Below are 18,701 nucleotides of genomic sequence, written 5' to 3' on the forward strand. Positions count from 1 at the left end.
GTGTTACTCAAACCCACTAACCATCCTCCTTATGCAACAAAAAGGAGACACCAAAAAATGTCGCAATAACAACTGGAACCCAGGCAGCAACGAATGGCGGAACGAATCCCGCATTCCCGAATGCCTTCACCAAGACTGAAACGACATAAAGCATGAAGCCAGCAACAACGCCACCCAGAATCATCGCACCGGACTGACCAAAGCGCACAAATTTCAACGACACTGTTGCAGCAATGAGCGTCATTGCCATCAAGAGCGCAGGTAAGGCCAGAAGTGACTGGTATTGCATGTCAAATGCGTTTGCCGAATAACCGAAAGAACGCGCAACCTCGATCTTGTGACGCAATTGCGTAAACGGAATCGTATCGGGGGAGGCGAGCTTTTCTTCCACATATTCCGGGCGCAGCTGCGTCGGAATACTGAAGCTTTCCATTTTGCGCGGCTCTTCACCGCGCGAAAACTGTGTGACGTCGGTCAGTTCCCAGTGACCGTCCATAAGCTTCGCGGTGCGCGCATCATAGCGTTTGCTGATTTTCTTCTTGTCATCGAATTGAATAAAGGTCGCATCGGCAAGCGTTGCTCCGCGATCCAGAATGCTTTTGGCGCCAATAATCGTTTCGCCTTCATCGGTCTTCTGTCGAAGCCATGGATCACGCAACGCTGATACGTCCGTCACTTTGCCAGTCTTCCAGTTGGAAGCGATTTCATCGGCTTTCGAGAAACCGTAAGCGGCAAACGGATTGAGAATAAAGATCGTCGCCAGACCAAACAGCAAAGCGCCAAAACAAGCTGGCAGCAGGAACTGCCATGCCGAAACCCCGACCGAACGCGCAACGACAAGTTCATACTTACGATTGAGCGAAATCAGCGTCGCCATGGCGGAAAACAAGGCCACAAAGGGGATCATCTGCTGCATGATGAAGGGAACGCGCATTGCAGAGATCCCAAGCGCGATCCAAACGGAATAGCCCGGAAGATTTGCAAGTTTGCTGGCGTTTTCCGTGAAGTCGAGCAGCAGAGCCAGCGCGAAAATGCCGAGCAAAAAATAGAATGTAATCTGCACATAGCGGACAAAGAAGTAACGCCCAAGGGTCCAGCCAATCATGCGTGCCCTCCTGAGTTTTTACGCAGTCGGCCAAGCACACGATTATAAATGCCGGAGGCATACCCCCTGAAGCGATCAAAGCCATCAAGAATGCGATCGTTCCACTTGTCAGGAAGCCCGATACGACGTCCCGTGAAAAGGGCAAAACCAGTCAACAGAATCACACCGAGCGGTATCAGATACATGATGAAAATATAGGTTTCGTCCTTGTCCGCACGGTCAGCCGAGAAATAGCCAGCCCAATAGACAAGCAATGCAGTGCTGATCGCCGAGAAGGACGCAGAGACACGGGCTTCGCGGTGCGAGCGCGAGTCACCGGCATAGGCAAGGGCAATCATCGCAAACACAATTGGGTAAAGCCATTCTGTCAGGCGACGATGCAATTCCGCTTTGTAACGAAGAGGACGCGTCTGCAGGATCGGATCGTTCGGATCCGGGTTAAGCAGATAGGACAGCGGACGATCCTTGGCATAAATAACAAAATCGTCGCCAGCCGATGTGAACTGGCTGAGATCAAATGCATAAGAATTGAACTTGATGATCGAAACCGTACCGTCAGAAACATCCCTGCGCTGGACTTCCCCATCCTTCATCAGCAACATGTCGCCTGCGGGCGTGGTGGCAATGTTGCCGTCTGCTGCATAGTAAATCAGATCAAGCGTCGGGTCGCGGGAATCAGCGATGAACAGACCGCCAATGCTGCCATCGGGGTGGCGCTCTGCGATCTGGATATAAAGATTATCGGCGAGTTTGCGGAAATTGCCTTCCTGTACAACGACATTGAGCATATCCGCACTCGCATTGGCGATCATGGCTCGCATATTCATGCGCGCATAGGGATCGACGTAGTTCGCAACCAGAAACGATACGAGCGAGATAATCGCTGCGAGTATCAAAATCGGACGCATGACGGCACTGCGTGGCGCGCCCGAGGCGTTGATGACGACAAGTTCGGAATCCTGGTTCATCGTCGAAAGTGTCTGCGTAATGGCAATGATCAGCGCAAATGGCATAACCAGAGGGATTGCAGACGGAATAAGCAACGAACTGAACTGGATGATTGTCTGAATGGACTGGCCGCTGGTGGTGAGAAAATCCACACGTTGAAGCACTTGCACTGTCCACGTAATGCCCACAGCAGCACCGAGTACCGCTAAGAACATGACCGCCACGCGGCGCAGGATGTACAACTCGATCAATCTCATGGGTGGAGTTTACATCCTGGTTCCGTTGAAAAAGCCTGACCCTTAAACAGAATCGTGGCTCGAAAATTAACAGCTACACTAATTGGACTTGGCTAAAATTAGCCAAAGAAATTAGGTTAACAGATTACTAAAGTTTTTTGGTTGATACCAGCGACCGTGTCTCTAAAGCCATTGGAATAATCGACGCAACCCATTTTCATCTATTTTCGCTGTAAGACAAGATAGGTTCATATCCAAGGCTCGCAAGTTTTTATTCGAGTTAACGCAAAACTGATTTTCATTGAACGTCACTCTTGCCGTTTCGCCATATTCGTCTCACATGAGTAAGGAAAAGTCGCGACACAATCGTGTCATCTCATGGTCTGAGTTTGTTTGGAGTTGTTATGTCGAAACGTCCTTCCATTTCTTTCAGTGAATTTTCAGCCCCCCATAAAGGCGTAAGCATCGTTCTGGTTGCCAAGGGCGGCGGCTTTTCAGAAGAAGCCGCGCAGGCCGTTGGCGGGTCAGAAAAAATTGCGCGCATCATTGAAATCTCTGGCTTTTCGGGTGCTTTGGGCAAAACTGCCGAAGCCATTGAAACGACGGAAGGCGGTATTGATAAGATCGTTTTGGTTGGTGCGGGCGACCCCGGCGAACTTGGTAATGACGACTGGGTCAAAATTGGCGGAGCCGCATTTTCGCGAATCGGCAAGGCAGAACGCGCGACACTCACGCTTGCACTGCCGGAAACCACAATCGCTGGCGACGAAGCAGGCGATGTGGCTCTGGGCATGATTCTGCGTTCTTATGACTTCAATCGTTATAAAACCCGCAAAAATGAAGAAAACAACGAGCCAAAGCATTCTGCAAAGGTTCACATTCACGTTGCTGATGTTCATAGCGCCAAAAGAGCCCTTGAAGTTGCTGACGCCGTTGCCGATGGCGTGCTCAAAGCACGCGATCTGGTCAATGAGCCAGCCAACATTCTTGGCCCTGTCGAGTTTGCTGAGGAAGCGCAGAAGCTTGAAAAGCTTGGCGTGAAGGTCGAGGTTCTCGGCGAAAAGGAAATGAAGAAGCTGGGCATGGGCTCTTTGCTGGGGGTCGCGCAGGGCTCTGTTCGCCCACCACGTCTCGTTGTCATGGAATGGCAGGGTGCCAAAGCCAAGGAAAAGCCGGTCGCGTTTGTCGGTAAAGGCGTGGTGTTTGATACGGGCGGCATCTCGATCAAGCCTGCCGCTGGCATGGAAGAAATGAAAGGTGACATGGGCGGCGCTGCTGCTGTCACCGGATTGATGCGGGCGCTCGCAGGACGCAAGGCGAAGGTCAATGCAATCGGTGTTATTGGCCTTGTCGAAAATATGCCGGATGGCAATGCGCAGCGCCCCGGCGACATTGTAACGTCAATGTCCGGCCAGACGATCGAAGTCATCAACACGGATGCCGAAGGCCGTCTCGTGCTGGCAGATGCACTTTATTACACCAATGATCGCTTCAAGCCGCAGTTCATTATCAATCTGGCGACGCTGACGGGTGCGATTCTCGTGGCGCTTGGCACACACCATGCGGGTCTGTTCTCCAATGATGATGAGCTCGCAGACCAGCTTTATGACGCTGGTCAGGCAACAGGTGAAAAGCTGTGGCGTATGCCGATGGGCAAGGAATACGACAAGATGATCGATTCCAAGTTTGCCGACATGAAAAACAGTTCGGGTCGCTACGCCGGCTCAATTACGGCAGCACAGTTCCTCAAGCGCTTTGTCGGTGATACACCTTGGGCGCATCTTGATGTGGCGGGAACGGCGATGGCATCCCCAACCAACGAATACAGCCAGACCTGGGCGTCGGGGTATGGCGTTCGTCTGCTGGACCGTCTTGTGCGGGATAACTTCGAAAGCTGATTTCGATTCAGAAACAACGGTATGGGCTGAGAAGGTGAATCGCTTTCTCAGCCCCGCCAAATCCTATACAAAGAGCGCATGGCTGAAATTCTCTTTTATCACCTCACAGAATCGACGCTGGATGAAGCGCTTCCGGGCCTTGTCGAACGTTCGATAACACGTGGATGGCGCGTCGTCATTCAGGCTGTGACCGAGGAACGGCGTGACGCTTTAGACAGTCTTTTGTGGACTTTCTCGGATACGTCTTTTGTGGCCCATGGCACCGATCATGAGCCGCTTGCTGAGCATCAGCCGGTCTTGCTGACCACATCGCAAGCCAATTTGAATGGCGCCACTGTCCGCTTTCTTGTGGAGGGGGCGGCGCTTGAAGATGCAAGCCCTTATGATCGGCTGGTTGTCATGTTTGATGGTCATAATCAGGAGCAGCTTGAAAATGCGCGCGCCCAGTGGAAAACTTTCAAGATGGGGAACCACGATTTGACCTATTGGCAACAGACAACGGATCGTCGTTGGGAGCGCAAAGCCTGATGCGTGCCGTCTTTATCGCAATGATTGTGGTGGGCTTCGGTTTAGCCCTCGGCTACCCATGGTATATGCGCCATTTCACAGGCGATGAGATTGGGCGCTGGCCGATTCTTGAAAGCCGTCAGGCTGGCTTCATTACACAGGAAGTTAAGCTTGAAGCGAGCGATGCACCGGTTCGTATTTTCGTGGATGCCACGCCATTGCCGGGCTATGTACCAGCTGAACGCCGTTCGGCGATAACTCTGGCTGTCAGCCGCGATGGTTTCCCAGTTCTTTCTCAGGGGTTGGATTTTGCTTCGGGCAGCAGTTCCATCAACACGGATCGTCCGCAGGATGGAAGTGTTTTGCGTCAGAGTGCAGGCGATATCGATCCTGTCTTGTCTGGCACTTATGCATTTCACGCTGTTCAGGGCAATACGGATGGTTTGCAACTCTCAAAGGCCGAACTCGTGCTGAGACGCGGTGCTGAGGAAGCGGATGAGACTTATACAACGATCGGACTCATCCTTGGTGTGCTCGGTGTCTATGCGCTGATGCGCACGCGCATTCGACGGCGGGTTGAATAGAAACTTATTCGGCCATTGCTTCTTCATATTCGGAAGACATTTCCAGCCATTTGTCTTCCGCATCGGCAAGCGCTGATTTTGCTTCGCTCATTTCCTTGTTGAGGCGTATCGCCTTCTGTGGCTCTTTCTCATAAAGGGCGGGGTCTTCCAATTGCGTGGTGAACCCTTGAATCTGTTTCTGCAGTTTCTGCATCAAGTTCTCGGTTTCCTTGATCTTTTTGAGCAAGGGCGCGAATGTCTCACGCTTCTGGGCGGCAAGCTTGCGCTGCTCTGCCTTGTTGATCTTCGGCCCTTCGTCGCGCTCTGAAACCTGTTCGCCCTTGGCATCGGCCAGAACGATCTGGCGATATTCGTCCAGATCGCCATCAAATGCCTTCACAGCCCCTTCACGCACCAGCCACAGACGTTCCATGGTTGCTTCGATCAGGTGACGGTCATGCGCAATCAGGATAACGGCGCCATTGAAGGCATTGAGCGCATGAACCAGTTCTTCACGGCTGTCGATGTCGAGATGGTTGGTCGGTTCGTCGAGGATCAGCAGGTTCGGACCATGGAAGGTTGCAAGCCCCATCAGAAGACGTGCTTTTTCACCACCAGAGAGATCTCTGGCAGGTGTCAGCATCTTTTCTGTCGAAAGCCCCATCTGGGCAACACGCGCACGCACCTTTGCTTCCGGCTCGCCCGGCATGAGCTTGCGCACATGCTCAATTGCATTGTCTTCCGGAATGAGATCATCCATCTGATGTTGCGCAAAGAACGCCACTTTCAGATTGGGCGAAAGCGTCAGCGTTCCTTTTTCCGGCTGCAACCGACCGGCAATCAGCTTGGCAAGCGTCGACTTACCGTTGCCGTTTGAACCGAGCAGTGCAATGCGGTCATCATTGTCGATACGCAGCGTCACGTTGCGCAAAACCGGCTTGCCCGGCACATAACCGACATCGGCATTATCCAATGCGATAATCGGCGAAGCGGCTTTCTTCTCTGCATCGGGAAAACGAAATGGCTGCACATTGCTTTCAACATAAAGCTCAATGGGCTTGAGCTTTTCCAGAGCCTTCATGCGCGATTGTGCCTGACGTGCCTTGGTCGCCTTGGCGCGGAACCGCTCTACAAAGGATTCCATATGCTTGCGGTGCGCTTCCTGCTTGGCATGGGCCTTTTGCTGAAGCTCCAGCATTTCGTGGCGCTGCCGTTCGAACTGATCATAATTGCCGCGCCAGAAGCTGATTTTCTTCTGGTCGAGATGCATAATTGACGATGTAGCCGAATTGAGCAGATCGCGATCATGGCTGATGATGATGACGGTGTGCGGATAACGCTTCACATAATCAACCAGCCACAACACGCCTTCAAGATCGAGATAGTTGGTCGGCTCGTCGAGCAGCAACAGATCGGGTTCGGCAAAAAGCACGGCTGCAAGCGCCACGCGCATACGCCAGCCGCCTGAGAAGGCGGAAGCGGGGCGGCGCTGTGCTTCGGCGTTGAAACCAAGACCTGACAGGATCGCGCCTGCGCGCGCTTCCGCTGAATGGGCATTGATGTCAGCAAGGCGTGTATGAATTTCAGCAATCCGGTGCGGGTCGGTTGCCGTCTCCGCCTCTTCAAGAAGCGCTGCACGTTCCTTGTCCGCTTTCATGACGATTTCAATGAGCGCATCTTCTGTGCCGGGCGCTTCCTGCGCTACTTGACCAATACGTGTATTTTTCGGCAGGGAAATACTGCCGGTCTCAGAGGCGAGATCGCCGGTGATGACACGAAACAGGGTCGATTTTCCGGTGCCGTTGCGGCCGACAAAACCTGTCTTCGAACCCGCTGGCAGCGTGATGCTGGCGTGGTCGATCAGGAGGCGTCCGGCGATTCGTACGGAGATGTCGTCAAGAATAAGCATGGTGAAAAGGCTTTTGCACGGCTTGAGATATTTCCGCAAGTATCAACTATTCGCTATCAGGCGAAACGGCGGCCCGCTTCGCTGCGCTGAAACTGAATAAGATCAAGCGATGGCGCATCCGCACGCAACCGTGTGAGTCCTGCATGGATTTGCCCACGATGGTGCGTTTGATGGTTGAAGAGATGGGCGAGTGCCGGGGCGACCCGCTGGCTGATCGTTCGCACATTGGTTGCTGTCATGTAGGTGAAGCGTCCAGCAAGTTGTTCAGCATTCATGCTTTCAACATATTTACAGATGCGCTCATCTTCAGCCTTTCGCATGGTGCGGAGCTTTATAAAATCATCAGTGATAATTGCATCAAGCTGGTTGGGATGGTCGCCTTCGCCGGTAAAGCGCTTCATCCAGATGCGGTCTGTGACCAGCAAGTGATTAAACGTGCGGTGTATCGATCCAAAATACAGGCCGAGATCTACTCGATAGTCGATGTCGCTCAGATCAGCCGCTGCTGAATAGAGCAAGTCATTGGCCCAGTGATTGTAATGAGCGAACATTAAAAAGTGCTGTTCCATGATTTTTCCCCCCGAAGGCATTTCCAGCAAAAGCGCACAGCGTCTTTGTATGAGATAACGCCAAAGACATAACGACAGAGCAGCTATTTTGCATCCCGAAAGACATATGACGCTCTGGTGAATCGAATTACCCTTCTATGCAGCCAATTTTCTGCTCTCTCAAGCTGATAAGCGCGTTGGGTGAGGCGCTCCCCCTTGGCAATCGGGCCTATCACGGTTATAGAACCCCACTTTCCGAATTTTCCATCATACAAGGTGTCATATGGCAATCGAACGTACTTTCTCCATGATCAAGCCTGATGCAACCCGCCGCAACCTGACCGGTGCGATTACTGCCAAGCTTGAAGAAGCTGGTCTGCGCGTTGTTGCTTCCAAGCGCGTCTGGATGAGCCGCCGCGAAGCTGAAGGCTTTTACGCAGTTCATAAAGAGCGTCCTTTCTTTGGTGAACTGGTCGACTCGATGTCTTCGGGTCCGACAATCGTTCAGGTTCTCGAAGGCGAAAACGCAATTGCCAAGAACCGTGAAGTCATGGGCGCAACCAACCCGGAAAACGCAGACGCTGGCACGATCCGCAAGGAATTCGCACTGTCGATCGGCGAAAACTCGGTTCATGGTTCGGACGCTCCTGAAACGGCTGCTGAAGAAATCGCTTACTGGTTCTCCGGTACAGAAATCGTCGGCTAATTCAGCATTTCCAGCAAAAGTGCAGCGCGGTTTTGCGTAGGATAATGCAATAAAGAAGTCAGATGGATTGAAAAAGCCCGGTCGCAAGACCGGGCTTATTTTATTGCGGCATTTGAGACGATCAAAGGCTCTGTGCAAGCCTTGCCAACTCGTCGCCGCTCTCATCAATCAGGACAAGTTTTCCAGAATCCATTTTGTATGAACGTGTTTTGCCGAGCACATCGAGGAACTTGCGTTCTTGATTCATCAGTGCAGGTGGGCACTGCATGTAGGTCGAACCAATTTCACCGAAAGAAATATTGCTGCCTGATATCGTTGCCTTGCTCATGAAACGGTTGCAACCGCCGGAGCCGCTCACTGTGCCATCGGAATCAACCATAAGAGTGGTCTGGGCAGTATCGATGACGCCGCCGCCCTGAATATCCTCTGCGAGCCAGTCTTTGCCTTCGATCCCGATTGCAACGGCATCGTCTGTGCCTTTACGGACCATAACGAGCTTGAGTTCGATGGGGGCTGTGACATTTTTGGGATCAACCGTGTAACGCTCGTCAGTGACAAACCATAAGGTATCACCGGCAGCAATGCGTGCCTGCAAGGCATAGCTGTGCTGTGGTTCGAGTTGGTCTGTATCGAAGCTGATCGCAAAGGGGATCGGTGAGCCTTGTGGTGCTTCTATCCGTGTCTCCCCAATTGTCTTGGAAGGAGCGTCCGCGCGAGAAACATCAATGAGCTGCACGATAAGGTGCGCTTCGGGGGGAAGCGCAATGCGCTCACGATAGGAGGCCTTGCCGCTGATTGTCTTTTCGGCAGCAATACTCGCGGTTGGCATTGATGTTGTGACAAACATTGCGGCACCACCAAGCATGCCAATGCCGGCAGTGAGCGCTGCCACGATAGAAAGGGTTTTTGTCAGACCTTTTGCCATTGCCAAATTTAAAACTTTCGTTCCCCCAATTTTTAGTCATGCGGCTGCAGACATGTTACCGGATGTTCAAGGCAACCGAATTCGCGCGACACCATGACGAATGAGGCAAACATTAACCGTTGCTTCATGTGAAAATTGTGGCGGTGTGATTTTATGCCGTCAATAGTTCCCATATTTTAGGGGGTTAAATAGTTAATTCGCCATTAAATGCGTCTTACGATATCTGATAAATTGGAAAAAGAATGTTGCGGGCGACTTCTTGGGTTCGCTTTTCAGTCTTTCTGCCAGCGCTGGCGGCTTTGCTCGTCTTTGGCTTTTGATTCGACCCAGCCGCCGATTTTTCCATCCATCAGATGCTCGCGCTTCCAGAAGGGGGCTCCGGTTTTCATGAAATCCATGAGATAGGATGCGGCCTCAAAGGCCACCTGACGATGCAACGATGCTGTGACAACGAGAACGATGTTTTCGCCGGGCTTGATAAGGCCGTAGCGATGAATGATCGAAACGCCACAGAGCGGCCAACGCGCTATCGCTTGCTCCGCGATGCGGCGAATCTCCGCCTGTGCCATGCCGGGATAATGTTCAAGTTCAAGCGCGGCAAGCGTACCGCCTTCATCGCGACAAAGGCCCGTGAAGCTGACAATCGCACCTATATCCGTCCGACCATCGCTAAGCTTTCGGACTTCCACGGCCATGTCGAAGTCGGCATCACGGATATCAATGAAGAGAGGGCAGATGTCAGGCTGCACCATTTCAACCACCGGTCATAGGTGGAAAAAGCGCCACTTCATTGCCGTCTCTGACCAGTTCATCATGGTCAGCGTGCTCCTGATTAATCGCGGCGCGAATAACCATTTCATGCTCAAGCGCAGCGTCATATTCTTCGCCAAGGCTTTTGAGGTGTGCGATCAGATCTCCGACGGTGATTGTCTCGCAGGCAAGTTCGATGGCTTCCTCTCCCTTGCCGATCTTTTCACGCACCCAGGCGAAATAGACGAGCTTAATGCGCATAATTATCAATCCATGACGTGCTTAAGGCCTGCGCGGAAATAATCCCAGCCCGTGTAGAGTGTCAGGATTGCAGAAATCCAAAGCAGAACAATGCCGATCTCAGTCGTATAGGGCAGGATTTTTTCGCCAGCGGGCCCCGCCAGCAGAAAGGCCAGAGCAACCATCTGTGCGGTTGTCTTCCATTTTGCTAGTTTCGAAACCGGTACGCTGACTTTCAGCTCGGCAAGATATTCACGCAGTCCCGAAACAAGAATTTCACGGCAGAGAATGATGATGGCTGCCCACAGCGTCCATCCGGCGATGGTGCCATCGGCTGCCAGCAGCAAAAGACATGCCGAAACCAGAAGCTTGTCAGCGATTGGGTCAAGCATACGGCCGATGGTCGATGTTTGCTGCCAGATGCGGGCAAGATAACCATCAAAGAAATCAGTGATGCTGGCGATGGCAAAAATTGCCAGTGCGGTCCAGCGCGACGTGTCACTTGATTGAAGACTGCCCTCCACAAAAAAGCACAAAACGACAAGTGGCACGGCGATAATCCGTGCGTAAGTCAGTATGTTTGGCAAGGAGAGAGTGTGATTTTTCCGCATAGCACCGTCGCATTCGTTATTCGTGCACAACAACAGGGATGACCGAGAAAATCAACACCTGCTCATGTGTTCTTCCGGGACGTAATGACGCCCTTGGAGGAATAGTTGCCGAAACCCGGACAAAATTACGTCATCGGTCGTGAAAATGATCGTGAATCGTGCGCGCCATGGCTTCCGATATGCCATCAATCTGCATCAGGTCTTCAATCGCCGCTCTGGAAACGGCTTTGGCCGTGCCGAAATGGTGGAGAAGGGCACGCTTGCGCGTTGGACCGATTCCCGAAATTTCATCAAGCGGATTGGCGACCATTTCTTTTTTGCGGCGCGCGCGATGCGTGCCGATGGCAAAGCGATGGGCTTCATCGCGCATACGCTGAATGAAATAGAGCACAGGATCGCGCGGTGGCAGCGTAAAGGCCGGCTTGCCTTCCACGAAAAAGCGTTCCCGTCCCGCTTCGCGATCAACGCCCTTGGCAATGCCGATGGCCGTCACAAGATGGCTGATACCCAGTTCACCAAGAATCTGGCGCACCGCGCCCACTTGCCCCTGACCACCATCGATAAGCACGACATCCGGCCATGAAGGGAAGGCGTCGTTGGTTTCCGCATCGCTTACAGGCTCAGGCTCGCCATGTTCCTTGACCAGCCGTGAAAACCGCCGTTCGATCACTTCGCGCATCATGCCAAAATCATCGCCCGGCGTGATGTCCGTCGATTTAATATTGAACTTGCGATACTGATTCTTCACGAAGCCTTCCGGTCCGGCAACGATCATACCGCCGACAGCATTCGTTCCCATGATATGCGAGTTATCATAGACCTCGATGCGGCGTGGTACATGCGGCAGGCCAAAGGTTTCGGCCAGCCCTTTGAGCAACCGTGTTTGCGAAGACGTCTCGGCCAATCGACGTCCCAGTGCTTCGCGGGCATTGGTCAAAGCGTGATCAGTCAGCTCTTTCTTTTCGCCACGTTGCGGCACAGTGACGTGAACGCGATGATTGGCTCGGGTGGATAAGGCTTCTGCGAGAAGCGTCTGATCCTCAATGCTTTGCGAAAGCAGAACCAGCTTCGGGCAGGGCTTGTCATCATAAAATTGCGAAAGGAAGGCACCGAGAACCTCCGCAGGTCCGAGCGAGCTGTCGGCTTTCGGGAAATAGGCGCGGTTGCCCCAGTTTTGGCCGGTGCGGAAGAAGAAGACCTGAATACAGGTCATGCCGCCTTCCTGATGGATGGCAAACACATCGGCTTCTTCGACAGTCTGCGGATTGATGCCCTGATGCGATTGCACATGTGAAAGCGCTGAAAGGCGATCACGATAAACGGCTGCATGTTCGAAATCGAGATCAGCAGATGCCGCCTGCATGGCTTTTGCAAGATGGTCTTTGACGTTCTGGCTTTTACCCGACAGGAAGGCTTTGGCTTCGCTCACAAGCTCTGCATAACCCTCGTCGCTGATCTCATGCGTGCATGGGCCCGAACAACGCTTGATCTGGTAAAGCAGGCAGGGGCGGGTGCGTGTTTCGAATACTGAATCTGTGCAGGTGCGCAGCAAAAAGGCGCGCTGCAATGCATTGATTGTGCGGGTAACAGCACCGCCGGACGCAAATGGTCCGAAATATTCTCCCTTGCGCGTGCGGGCGCCGCGGTGCTTGAAAATGCCGGGTGCGCGGTGGTTTCCGCTCAACAGAATATAGGGAAATGACTTATCGTCACGCAGCAGCACATTAAATCGTGGCCGCAAACGCTTGATAAGATTCGCTTCAAGCAGCAGCGCTTCCGTCTCCGTGCGGGTGACAACAAATTCCATTGTTGTCGTTTCGCTGATCATGCGTGTGATGCGGTTGGAATGTCCAATGCCGCGCGCATAATTGGAAACGCGTTTTTTCAGACTGCGCGCCTTGCCAACATAGAGGACATCGCCGGCGCTGTTAAACATCCGATAAACGCCAGGATTGTTTGGCAGATGCCTCACGAATGCATTGATGATGTCGGCGCCGCTCAGGCCTTTTGTATCCGGCAGCCCTTCCGATGAATCCCACTCAATAGAATCGGCAATCGGTGCGACAGGCACGATCCCTTCCAGATCGCCGTCATCGTCTTCATCCATGTCTGCATCATCGATGACAATGCCAGCCGCATCCTCTTCATCATTCGATGGCAGGTTTGGAGCATCGTCATGGGGCTTGCGCGGGTCATTCATTCCGTAATTCCTGCTATATCCGGCGTTTCCCACGCCAGATGCTGCCCACTATCAAGCGCGATCATCTGTCCTGTCACCGATCGGCTTTCCCAGAAGTAGCGAATAGTACGTCCAAATTCTGACAAATCGGGCGCGCGTGCCAACGGCAGACGGCTGACCTGCAACTCAAAATCATCCACGCTCTGCCTCTCGCTGGGAAGTGTGGGGCCAGGAGCTATGGCATTGACCCGAATGCGCGGGGCCAGCGCCTGCGCCAGCGTTTTTGTGGCGTTCCACAACGCAGTTTTAGAAAGCGTATAGGAAAAGAATTGTGGATTGAGCTTCCAGACGCGCTGGTCAATCACATTGATAATAAGGCCATCGCTGCCATCGGGGAGGGCTTTTGCCATTTCTTCAGCGAGAATCACCGGGGTTTTCAGATGAATTGCAAAGTGGCGATCCCAAAGCTGCATATCGAGACTGCCAACCCGATCATCTTCAAACAATGAGGCATTGTTAACGAGCAGACGAATCGGCCCAATCTTGTTGGAAGCCCGTGCGATTAAACCTCTAACATCATTCTCATCGGCAAGATCAGCTTTGACAATGCAGGCCTTTCCGCCTTTTGCCATGATCTGATCCGCAAGAACACGAGCTTCTTCGGCGGAACGATTATAGTGAATCGCGACAGGAAAACCCAGAGCAGCCAGGTCTTCCACCATGGCTTTGCCTATGCGCCGTGCCCCGCCGGTCACCAGAACTGGGCAAGTTGCAAGCGGATTGGTTTGCGGATTTTCCAACAGGGTAAACACTTTCTTATCGTGATTCATCGCTTCGATTCTTGCCATCTTACCGGGAAAAATACAGCGTAAAACTGAAACTCTGATGACCTCCACTGACAAAAAACTAACAAATTCAGTGGTTTCAGTTTCATCACCTTGTCTTCAAGCAACGCTTTCGGTGTTGCAAGCCGTAATATAGGGGCAATATCGAGGCGTTGCCAGAATGCAACATCACAGTTTTGCCATGTTCTCGACAGGTTCTTTCCACAGAAGCGGAAAGATCATGCCGCAATTACCAACGATATGTCTGTCCTGTCAGCGCGGCATGGATGGATCACTCCCAATTGCTGTCCGCCCGATAAGGGACCGCGCTAAAGGTAATTTATTGAAGGAGAATGCAATGCGCACTCTTAAGTCTCTCGTAATCGCCTCGGCTGCGCTGCTGCCGTTCTCTGCAACTGCTTTCGCAGCAGACGCGATCATGGAACAGCCTCCTGTTCCTGCTCCAGTTGAAATGGCTCCTCAGTACACCTGGGCCGGCGGTTACACTGGTTTGTACCTCGGCTACGGCTGGAACAAGGCGAAGAACGAATCGTCCGTTTTCAGCGATCCTACAATTAAGCCTAATGACTGGAAAACCGGTGCTTATGCTGGCTGGAACTTCCAGCAGGATCAGTTCGTATACGGTGTTGAAGGTGACGCAGGTTACTCTTGGGCTAAGAAGTCCCGCGATGGTCTGGAAGTTAAGCAGGGCTTTGAAGGCTCGCTCCGTGGCCGTCTCGGTTACGACCTGAACCCAGTTATGCCTTACGTAACTGCTGGTGTTGCTGGTTCGCAGATCAAGCTCAGCAATGCTGTTGACGACGAAAGCAAGTTCCGCGTTGGTTGGACAGCAGGCGTTGGTATGGAAGCTAAGCTTACCGACAACATTCTGGGCCGCGTTGAATACCGCTACACCCAGTTCGGTAACAAGACCTACGACCTCGGCAACGAATCGGTTCGTAACAAGCTCGACACACAGGACGTTCGCGTCGGTATCGGCTACAAGTTCTAATGACTTCGTAATTGAACGAAAAAACCGGGCAGGAAACTGCCCGGTTTTTTTATTTTATTTTTTAAGCGTGAGGCAGCAGCTTTGAGAGTTCGGGGTGCAGCTCTTCGAACCGCTTCATCCAGCGCTTGAGCTTTGGCCGTCCACGCTCCCATTTGCCTTCAAAGCGCAGCGCCAGATAACCGAGCGTGGCCGCCAGGGCCAGATGGCCACCATGCAACTTAGCCGCAAGACGCGGCGGGGCTTCGTTTAAAAGATCAAGCGCACGTTCAGCCTTGCGCCATTGCAGGTCGAGCCAGGGCTGATGAATTTTGTCTTCAGGACGTGAGCGGCGCTCATAGACATGGGCGAGAAGGACGTCAGACAGGCCATCCGCGATGGCTTCAAAGCGTTCGGCATCGGTACGCTTTTCTGCATTGCGCGGGAAAATTTTGTTGCCTGATACGCGATTAAGGTACTGCATAATCGCACGGCTATCGAAAACACTCTTTCCGTCATCGGTGATGAGTGTTGGAATTTTCCCAAGTGGATTGGCGTTGATAAGATTTTCTGGCTCAGCAGAGGTTGTCACAACCACGCTTTCAAATGGAACTTGTGCATAAGCGGCGGCCATTCTTACCTTCGCGCTATAGGGCGAGGCGGGAGAATAAAGGATCTGAGTCATTATTATTCCTGAGGTTAAGATTATCGCGTCGCTGGCATCAGAACGGAACGGCTGCGACATGCATTATTGTTAATTTGTTCGCAGGGCCGAAATTTAAGGTCTTTCGTCATGCAGATTCGGACTTCCTGCAAATAATTTCGATTGCAGGAAATGGATATACCATCCTGCTTCATGCCCGGATTAGCCGCAATGAAGGCCTTTTCCACCAGCATAGGATCAACGCGGCGCGAGATCGCAAGATTGCGGAGGCTGGGCGGAATGTTCACTTGCTCATAAGCCTGACGGATTGTCGAAAAATATTCGTCCTGCGCAAGACCTGAACAGCTTCCATGCTTGCGCCACTGATGCGCAATCAGACCTGTCGATGGCATAATGTCGGATACGCTGGAAACAATTTGCCGGGGAACGAAACTGTCGCGACTGCGGCTATTGTCCAACTGGCAATTGGCCGGATAGCCCCATTCGTTCTGTGGCCAAAGACCATGCACGACGAAGCCGAAGGGGCGCGACGTCCCGCATTGCTGTTTGTTGGCTCTTGGCCCTTCAAGAGTGCAATAGCTTGGCGACCATGAAAGGGAGAGAACATAGAAATCGAAATCACCGGGGCGGCTATTGCCCCGGTCCTGCGCCATTGCTGATAGCGCTGAAAGGGAAGTGGCAAGAAGGGCGGCGGTTATCGCCGCCAGTTTGCGCAGCATCGCTGACACGATCAGCGCAGGACGCGGCAGCTGGCGTCGAAGACATACCAGCGGTCAAAGCCGTCGACGCAGAATTCAACATTGCTGCCCACGCCTGCAAAGCCCTGGCCTTCTTCAACCAGGTACCAGACCGGGCGATACTGGCCATCGCTCAAAACGGCTGTTGCCTTACAATAGGTGCGCTCAATCTGGGCCGGATTGTTTTTTGGCTCATAGCGTGTGAGACGAACATCGCTCATCGCGGTTATGCCAACCTGCGGCAGATGTGGCACATGGCGAACCTGATAGCCGAAATCAGAAACCACGCGGCGCAGTACGCTTTGCTGATTGCACAAACCTGCATCGCCAACAACGGCTGGTGCCGGCGCCAAATAGTCGGCAGCACTTGCGGGCAGGGAGGCAAACGTCAGCGGAATGGCCGAAGCAGAGAGAAATGCTGCCCTAGAAAACTGTCCGATGCGATCCAACTTGCGTTGCATATCTCTATCCTGTCTTACAATTCGAGCATGACGCTCGCTTTTCAAACTCAGGTGCAGTTTCTTTCAGCAATGGCCAGCGGTCAAGTGCGATCCGTCTCGCTGCGTATCCATTGAATGCTGAAATTGCTCCCCTTTTCTTCCGCAAGTAATTTGGTAAGGCAGGGAAGCAGGATTTGCATCTCACTTTCGAGTGTGTAAGGCGGATTGACGACAATCATCCCGGTCCCATCAAGGCGCGGTTCGGAAGATGGTGCGCGAATCGCAAGCTCGATCTTCATGATTTTCGGGATCTCGGTTTCCCGCAGGCGCTTTGTGAATCGGTCAGTCTCTTTCCGGTCTTTGACCGGATACCACAGCGCATAAGTCCCGCCGGGAAAGCGTTTGTAAGCCTTCACAAGCCCATCGACGAGACGATCAAACTCGCCTTCTATCTCGAATGGCGGATCGACCAGAACAAGCCCACGCTTTTCTTTGGGCGGCATATGCGCTCCAAGCGACAGCCAGCCATCAAGCGCAATGACCCGCGCCTGATAATCACCATCAAACAGTTTCGCCAGTTTCTTGGCATCCTGCGGATGCAGCTCCAGCGCCGACAGACGATCCTGTTTGCGCAGAAGATGGCGCGTAAGAAGCGGCGAGCCGGGATAGTGTTTCAGCTCATTGCCCTTATTGACCGACCGAACGGCATCGAGATAAGGCTCAAGCAGTTCGATTGCTTGTGGCGGGATTTCAGCCTTTTCAACGGCATCCATGATGCGGCGAATACCGCCGATCCATTCGCCAGTCTTGCCGGCCTCCGTGCCACGCAGATCATAGAGGCCTATGCCTGCATGGGTATCGACCACGCGGAAGGCTTGTTCCTTGCGCTTGAGATATTCGATGATGCGGGAAAGGATGACGTGTTTGACGACATCGGCAAAGTTCCCGGCGTGATAGGCGTGACGGTAATTCATATTCGCGCTTGTTTCATGCCTCGTCGCTTTCGGCAATATCCCAGTGCTGCGAAATGTGAGATACAACGCTCATCATCTGCTCTTATTCGAGTCGTGTCTTTCATGTCCGGTACTGTTCTGCTGATTGTCCTTTGCGGCGCGTTTTTCCACGCAAGTTGGAACGCTATTGTTAAAGGAGGGGGCGACAAGTTTTTTGCCGCTGCCTGTGTGGTCGGCGCAGCCGGACTGATTGCAGTTTTCTTTCTGCCATTTCTGCCTTTACCGCATCCCTCAAGCTGGATCTATATTGCGCTTTCGACCATCACGCAGATATTCTACATGTCGCTGGTCGCCGCCGCCTATAAATCAGGCGATATGAGCGAAGCCTATCCGATCATGCGCGGAACGCCGCCTTTGCTGGTGGCGCTGGTCAGTGCACCGTTGATTGGCGAAACTATCGGTTTGGGTGGCTGGATTGGCGTTATGCTGATTTGCGCTGGCGTTCTGGCCATGGCGCTGGACGCGCGAAGGCGCAATGGTGGCACATCAAGCAGGACGGCTTTGCTTGCGCTTACAAATGCGGGGTTTATCGCAGCTTACACCATCATTGATGGTGTGGGCGTGCGGGCATCGGGGCATACTTTGTCCTATACGCTCTGGCTGTTTCTGGTGAACGCATTTCCACTGGCGGGCTGGGCTCTGTATCGTGAGCCGGATCGCTTCTTGCATTATATTCGAAACCACTGGCGGCCATCGCTGATCGGCGGTTTAGGCACTTTGTTATCGTATGGTCTTGCGCTATGGGCCATGACGATGGCCCCAATCGCTGTTGTTGCTGCTCTGAGAGAAACAGCTATCTTGTTTGGTATTCTTATTTCTGCATCCATTCTCAAAGAGAAAATTGGCTTGCCGCGTTTTCTGGCCGCAGGGCTGATCGTATTGGGTGCAATTACGCTGCGATTGGCTTAAA

The 18,701-nt window shown here is 52.8% G+C and carries 20 protein-coding genes; 6 read left to right on the forward strand and 14 right to left on the reverse strand.

Annotated elements, in window-relative coordinates; genetic code table 11:
- Positions 1-16: 16 nt before the first annotated feature.
- Positions 17-1,105, reverse strand: a complete 1,089-nt coding sequence (lptG, locus tag OPR82_RS04670; protein ID WP_265983293.1) for an LPS export ABC transporter permease LptG — start codon at positions 1,103-1,105, stop codon at positions 17-19.
- Positions 1,102-2,310: an LPS export ABC transporter permease LptF gene (lptF, locus tag OPR82_RS04675; RefSeq protein ID WP_265983295.1), complete on the reverse strand. Its 1,209-nt coding sequence runs from the start codon at positions 2,308-2,310 to the stop codon at positions 1,102-1,104. The genes lptG and lptF overlap by 4 nt, the downstream gene beginning before the upstream one ends.
- A gap of 383 nt (positions 2,311-2,693) precedes the next feature.
- Here lptF and OPR82_RS04680 point away from each other — a divergent pair, with 383 nt between their 5' ends.
- The 3 genes from OPR82_RS04680 to bspB all read left to right on the forward strand — a co-directional run bounded on the left by OPR82_RS04680 (position 2,694) and on the right by bspB (position 5,278).
- Positions 2,694-4,187 (forward strand): leucyl aminopeptidase, encoded by a 1,494-nt coding sequence (locus OPR82_RS04680; RefSeq protein ID WP_265983297.1) that lies wholly within the window; start codon positions 2,694-2,696, stop codon positions 4,185-4,187.
- 78 nt (positions 4,188-4,265) lie between these two features.
- A complete protein-coding gene (locus OPR82_RS04685) occupies positions 4,266-4,715 on the forward strand; it encodes a DNA polymerase III subunit chi (RefSeq protein WP_265983299.1) in 450 nt (149 codons plus the stop codon).
- Entirely contained in the window at positions 4,715-5,278 is a 564-nt protein-coding gene (gene bspB, locus OPR82_RS04690; RefSeq protein ID WP_265983300.1) for a type IV secretion system effector BspB, read from the forward strand. Before OPR82_RS04685 ends, bspB begins: the two co-directional genes overlap by 1 nt.
- Before the next feature lie 4 nt (positions 5,279-5,282).
- Here bspB and OPR82_RS04695 read toward each other — a convergent pair whose 3' ends face one another.
- Entirely contained in the window at positions 5,283-7,166 is a 1,884-nt protein-coding gene (locus OPR82_RS04695; RefSeq protein WP_265983301.1) for an ABC-F family ATP-binding cassette domain-containing protein, read from the reverse strand.
- A gap of 56 nt (positions 7,167-7,222) precedes the next feature.
- Positions 7,223-7,735 (reverse strand): DinB family protein, encoded by a 513-nt coding sequence (locus tag OPR82_RS04700; RefSeq protein WP_265983303.1) that lies wholly within the window; start codon positions 7,733-7,735, stop codon positions 7,223-7,225.
- Positions 7,736-7,997: 262 nt separating this feature from the next.
- On the opposite strand from OPR82_RS04700, the gene ndk reads away from it, so the two are divergent.
- On the forward strand, positions 7,998-8,420 hold the full coding sequence (gene ndk / locus OPR82_RS04705) for a nucleoside-diphosphate kinase (protein ID WP_265983304.1): 423 nt from the start codon (positions 7,998-8,000) through the stop codon (positions 8,418-8,420).
- A 121-nt stretch (positions 8,421-8,541) separates the two neighbouring features.
- Here ndk and OPR82_RS04710 read toward each other — a convergent pair whose 3' ends face one another.
- The 6 genes from OPR82_RS04710 to OPR82_RS04735 form a co-directional block, all read right to left on the reverse strand.
- A complete protein-coding gene (locus OPR82_RS04710) occupies positions 8,542-9,345 on the reverse strand; it encodes an META domain-containing protein (protein WP_265983306.1) in 804 nt (267 codons plus the stop codon).
- Positions 9,346-9,617: 272 nt separating this feature from the next.
- Positions 9,618-10,097, reverse strand: a complete 480-nt coding sequence (locus tag OPR82_RS04715; protein ID WP_265983308.1) for a molybdenum cofactor biosynthesis protein MoaE — start codon at positions 10,095-10,097, stop codon at positions 9,618-9,620.
- 1 nt (position 10,098) lies between these two features.
- Positions 10,099-10,356 carry a molybdopterin converting factor subunit 1 gene (moaD, locus tag OPR82_RS04720; RefSeq protein WP_265983309.1) on the reverse strand — a complete coding sequence of 86 codons (258 nt, stop codon included), beginning with the start codon at positions 10,354-10,356 and terminating at the stop codon, positions 10,099-10,101.
- 5 nt (positions 10,357-10,361) lie between these two features.
- The gene (gene pgsA / locus OPR82_RS04725; RefSeq protein ID WP_265983311.1) at positions 10,362-10,946 is read right to left on the reverse strand and encodes a CDP-diacylglycerol--glycerol-3-phosphate 3-phosphatidyltransferase; all 585 of its coding nucleotides are present in this window, start codon (positions 10,944-10,946) and stop codon (positions 10,362-10,364) included.
- 130 nt (positions 10,947-11,076) lie between these two features.
- Positions 11,077-13,146 (reverse strand): excinuclease ABC subunit UvrC, encoded by a 2,070-nt coding sequence (gene uvrC, locus OPR82_RS04730; RefSeq protein WP_265983312.1) that lies wholly within the window; start codon positions 13,144-13,146, stop codon positions 11,077-11,079.
- The gene (locus OPR82_RS04735) at positions 13,143-13,955 is read right to left on the reverse strand and encodes an SDR family oxidoreductase (protein WP_396996894.1); all 813 of its coding nucleotides are present in this window, start codon (positions 13,953-13,955) and stop codon (positions 13,143-13,145) included. Before OPR82_RS04735 ends, uvrC begins: the two co-directional genes overlap by 4 nt.
- Before the next feature lie 352 nt (positions 13,956-14,307).
- Between OPR82_RS04735 and omp25 the strand changes: the two genes are divergently transcribed.
- On the forward strand, positions 14,308-14,961 hold the full coding sequence (gene omp25, locus OPR82_RS04740) for an outer membrane protein Omp25 (RefSeq protein ID WP_265983314.1): 654 nt from the start codon (positions 14,308-14,310) through the stop codon (positions 14,959-14,961).
- A 61-nt stretch (positions 14,962-15,022) separates the two neighbouring features.
- Here the strand turns inward: omp25 and OPR82_RS04745 are convergent, their stop codons facing one another.
- The 4 genes from OPR82_RS04745 to OPR82_RS04760 form a co-directional block, all read right to left on the reverse strand.
- The gene (locus tag OPR82_RS04745; RefSeq protein WP_265983315.1) at positions 15,023-15,622 is read right to left on the reverse strand and encodes a glutathione S-transferase; all 600 of its coding nucleotides are present in this window, start codon (positions 15,620-15,622) and stop codon (positions 15,023-15,025) included.
- 20 nt (positions 15,623-15,642) lie between these two features.
- Entirely contained in the window at positions 15,643-16,320 is a 678-nt protein-coding gene (locus OPR82_RS04750; protein WP_265983870.1) for a ribonuclease T2 family protein, read from the reverse strand.
- 11 nt (positions 16,321-16,331) lie between these two features.
- Positions 16,332-16,799, reverse strand: a complete 468-nt coding sequence (locus tag OPR82_RS04755) for a phage portal protein (protein WP_265983316.1) — start codon at positions 16,797-16,799, stop codon at positions 16,332-16,334.
- Positions 16,800-16,879: 80 nt separating this feature from the next.
- A complete protein-coding gene (locus tag OPR82_RS04760; RefSeq protein WP_265983318.1) occupies positions 16,880-17,752 on the reverse strand; it encodes a 23S rRNA (adenine(2030)-N(6))-methyltransferase RlmJ in 873 nt (290 codons plus the stop codon).
- A gap of 102 nt (positions 17,753-17,854) precedes the next feature.
- On the opposite strand from OPR82_RS04760, the gene OPR82_RS04765 reads away from it, so the two are divergent.
- Positions 17,855-18,700, forward strand: coding sequence for a DMT family transporter (locus OPR82_RS04765; protein ID WP_265983319.1), 846 nt, complete (start codon positions 17,855-17,857; stop codon positions 18,698-18,700).
- Position 18,701: the final 1 nt, after the last annotated feature.

This window comes from Ochrobactrum chromiisoli, from assembly GCF_026241335.1.
GTDB lineage: Bacteria > Pseudomonadota > Alphaproteobacteria > Rhizobiales > Rhizobiaceae > Brucella > Brucella chromiisoli.

Bases quoted from the DNA above. Each gene is read 5' to 3' on its own strand.
- lptG (WP_265983293.1), bottom strand. From the start codon at position 1,105: ATGATTGGCTGGACCCTTGGGCGTTACTTCTTTGTCCGCTATGTGCAG.
- lptF (WP_265983295.1), bottom strand. From the start codon at position 2,310: ATGAGATTGATCGAGTTGTACATCCTGCGCCGCGTGGCGGTCATGTTC.
- OPR82_RS04680 (WP_265983297.1), top strand. From the start codon at position 2,694: ATGTCGAAACGTCCTTCCATTTCTTTCAGTGAATTTTCAGCCCCCCAT.
- OPR82_RS04685 (WP_265983299.1), top strand. From the start codon at position 4,266: ATGGCTGAAATTCTCTTTTATCACCTCACAGAATCGACGCTGGATGAA.
- bspB (WP_265983300.1), top strand. From the start codon at position 4,715: ATGCGTGCCGTCTTTATCGCAATGATTGTGGTGGGCTTCGGTTTAGCC.
- OPR82_RS04695 (WP_265983301.1), bottom strand. From the start codon at position 7,166: ATGCTTATTCTTGACGACATCTCCGTACGAATCGCCGGACGCCTCCTG.
- OPR82_RS04700 (WP_265983303.1), bottom strand. From the start codon at position 7,735: ATGGAACAGCACTTTTTAATGTTCGCTCATTACAATCACTGGGCCAAT.
- ndk (WP_265983304.1), top strand. From the start codon at position 7,998: ATGGCAATCGAACGTACTTTCTCCATGATCAAGCCTGATGCAACCCGC.
- OPR82_RS04710 (WP_265983306.1), bottom strand. From the start codon at position 9,345: ATGGCAAAAGGTCTGACAAAAACCCTTTCTATCGTGGCAGCGCTCACT.
- OPR82_RS04715 (WP_265983308.1), bottom strand. From the start codon at position 10,097: ATGGTGCAGCCTGACATCTGCCCTCTCTTCATTGATATCCGTGATGCC.
- moaD (WP_265983309.1), bottom strand. From the start codon at position 10,356: ATGCGCATTAAGCTCGTCTATTTCGCCTGGGTGCGTGAAAAGATCGGC.
- pgsA (WP_265983311.1), bottom strand. From the start codon at position 10,946: ATGCGGAAAAATCACACTCTCTCCTTGCCAAACATACTGACTTACGCA.
- uvrC (WP_265983312.1), bottom strand. From the start codon at position 13,146: ATGAATGACCCGCGCAAGCCCCATGACGATGCTCCAAACCTGCCATCG.
- OPR82_RS04735 (WP_396996894.1), bottom strand. From the start codon at position 13,955: ATGAATCACGATAAGAAAGTGTTTACCCTGTTGGAAAATCCGCAAACC.
- omp25 (WP_265983314.1), top strand. From the start codon at position 14,308: ATGCGCACTCTTAAGTCTCTCGTAATCGCCTCGGCTGCGCTGCTGCCG.
- OPR82_RS04745 (WP_265983315.1), bottom strand. From the start codon at position 15,622: ATGACTCAGATCCTTTATTCTCCCGCCTCGCCCTATAGCGCGAAGGTA.
- OPR82_RS04750 (WP_265983870.1), bottom strand. From the start codon at position 16,320: ATGCTGCGCAAACTGGCGGCGATAACCGCCGCCCTTCTTGCCACTTCC.
- OPR82_RS04755 (WP_265983316.1), bottom strand. From the start codon at position 16,799: ATGCAACGCAAGTTGGATCGCATCGGACAGTTTTCTAGGGCAGCATTT.
- OPR82_RS04760 (WP_265983318.1), bottom strand. From the start codon at position 17,752: ATGAATTACCGTCACGCCTATCACGCCGGGAACTTTGCCGATGTCGTC.
- OPR82_RS04765 (WP_265983319.1), top strand. From the start codon at position 17,855: ATGTCCGGTACTGTTCTGCTGATTGTCCTTTGCGGCGCGTTTTTCCAC.